Origin of the sequence: Shewanella sp. 10N.286.51.B7 (assembly GCF_002873615.1) — a bacterium.
Lineage (GTDB): Bacteria > Pseudomonadota > Gammaproteobacteria > Enterobacterales > Shewanellaceae > Shewanella > Shewanella electrodiphila.
The window spans coordinates 1-212 of record NZ_MCUF01000069.1 but is presented as its reverse complement, the minus strand read 5'-3'; positions in this window follow the sequence as shown (position 1 = coordinate 212).

The window sequence follows — 212 nt, the reverse complement described above, 5'->3', positions numbered from 1 at the left end:
CTGATTTTGAATTAATAACTTGAGGCTCGGTTAAAGATGCATTCATTGAAAGGCTTCGCTCGTTATCGGCACATTTTAGATAACAATCAGTGTAAGCATTGAGCAGCAATGAGGAACCGTATTCACCAAAATCATTATTTGATATAGCTACCAATAAAAGAATACAATTCGTTTTAAAAGATAATGATGATTAGTTTAAGATAATTAATTTA